Consider the following 1,994-nt stretch of genomic DNA (forward strand, 5'->3'; position numbering starts at 1 on the left):
TGTGAAAAACCGCAAATATAGCCACCTAACTCACTAAGCAATAAGCCCATAGAGTTGTGTCGATGCAATAAAATGGCAACTATTAAATCGTAAAAAGTACGAACTAAACGCTTATCCAGAACAGAATCTAACGATAACTGGACGTCAGCAAGATAAAGATCAAGTTTATGAAGAAGTAAATGAGAGAGTCTTGACTTACTCGATTTTATGTCATTATTTTGTAGAAATGCTTTATGCATAGAAACCTCCTGTTTGTTTGTGTTTGTCGTAATTCACAAAGTAAACAAGGAGGTTTCTTTTTTAAAAGTCTTCACGAAAAATTCGGGATGACTCATGTTTGTTGAGATTGAAGCTGTTTAAACGTTCACTTAGCAGGTGGATAAATCCACCTGCTAAGTGAAATTATTGATCAAGAACAAGTCATATTATTGACTTTAACTCAAGCATTCTTTCCCTAGTTTAAACAGCTTCGTTGAAAAGTTTCAAGTCGTAATTGACCAATCTACCTTATTTTCGACTTATTTCTCATCTTCATCTTCCAACAAACCTTCTTTTTTAGCTTGCACTTTGTAATCATGCAACTGTACAGGTTTTGCTTTTTGAGTCTTCATATTCAAGAATTCTACTAACAATGAGAAGGCAATTGCAAAATATAAATATCCTTTCGGTACTGTACCAATTTCTGATGCAAAAATTGACACATGCGAGCCATGAGCACTTTCAGCAATCAACATAAAACCAATCATAATCAAAAATGCTAATCCTAGCATTTGAATTGATGGGTGGTCATTAACAAATTTGCCTACAGGACCAGAGAAGCCCATCATAATCACAATAGATAGCACAACTGAAAGAATCATAACAGGTAAGTTATGAGTCAAACCGATAGCTGTCAAAATCGAGTCGATAGAGAACACGATATTGATTAAGGCAATTTGCAGAACTACAGCCGTCAACTTATCTGCTGCACTTCCTTTCGGACGGTCTACATGATCTTCAGAAGGATCACCTTCCAATTTGTGGTGAATCTCAGAGGTAGCTTTGTAGAGCAAAAACAAACCACCCACAAATAGAATCAAACTTTGACCTGAAATACCTGCCTTAAACCAACCCCAATCGATGTGAACAAAAGGTTCTTGTAGGGAAATAATAATCGACAAGCCAAACAATAATACCACACGGAAAATCATGGCTAATAACAAACCAATATTACGAGCTTTAGGCTGATCTTTTACTGCTAATTTGTTAGCCGCAATCGAAATAAAGATAATGTTGTCGATCCCTAATACAATTTCAAGAAATGTAAGTGTAATTAAACTGATGATGGCATCTGGACTTAATAGTTGTTGTATCATTTTTAAAAAGTTGGTTTAAGAAATTATTGTTTTAAATTCTCCTCGAACAAAACAAGGAGTGATTGTCTGTTCTTGTTGTTACAAATCTATCAGGTTTTATGAATTAAAAAAATCTTCTTTTCTATAGAAGGAAAGTTTTGCTTACAAGCCTTTCATTTTATTGGTTTATTGGTAAAAATCGTTTGTTAAATGGATTCGGAAGTTTTTTTGGGAAATTTTTCATTTTTCTTCCTCCTATTTGAGTGTTTAAAAAGAGGAATAAATACGAATTTTCTTTAAAAATTGTGAATTTCAGAAAAGTCGAGCAGTTTTTTTGAAAAAAATGCAAAAATTTTTCATCATTTAACTATCTGATAACAAAAACGTTACTAAAAACTTTCAAAAAAATATGATTTTTTTCAGAAAAGGACTTGCATAATACATTTCAACCGCGTAATTTTGCACCACGTTAAACGCAACGACAACAACAAAATAAAATGGTTTCATAGCTCAGCTGGTTCAGAGCACCTGCCTTACAAGCAGGGGGTCCTAGGTTCGAATCCTAGTGGGACCACCACTTTATTTTCATTTTAGGTTTCATAGCTCAGCTGGTTCAGAGCACCTGCCTTACAAGCAGGGGGTCCTAGGTTCGAATCCTAG

1 protein-coding gene, 1 tRNA gene and 1 pseudogene are annotated in these 1,994 nt (G+C 34.6%); 1 reads left to right on the forward strand and 2 read right to left on the reverse strand.

Translation table 11 applies throughout. The features are described from left to right. A pseudogene (locus tag BWI92_RS27845) lies at positions 1–239 on the reverse strand (hypothetical protein); the annotation flags it as partial. Between the two features lie 279 nt (positions 240–518). Continuing rightward, positions 519–1,352, reverse strand: coding sequence for a TerC family protein (locus BWI92_RS24665; RefSeq protein WP_374761220.1), 834 nt, complete (start codon positions 1,350–1,352; stop codon positions 519–521). 481 nt (positions 1,353–1,833) lie between these two features. On the opposite strand from BWI92_RS24665, the gene BWI92_RS24670 reads away from it, so the two are divergent. Continuing rightward, positions 1,834–1,911 (forward strand) — tRNA-Val (locus BWI92_RS24670). The last annotated feature ends 83 nt before the right edge of the window (positions 1,912–1,994 follow it).

Origin of the sequence: Flectobacillus sp. BAB-3569 (genome assembly GCF_002270355.1) — a bacterium.
Classification (GTDB): Bacteria; Bacteroidota; Bacteroidia; order Cytophagales; family Spirosomataceae; genus Flectobacillus; species Flectobacillus roseus.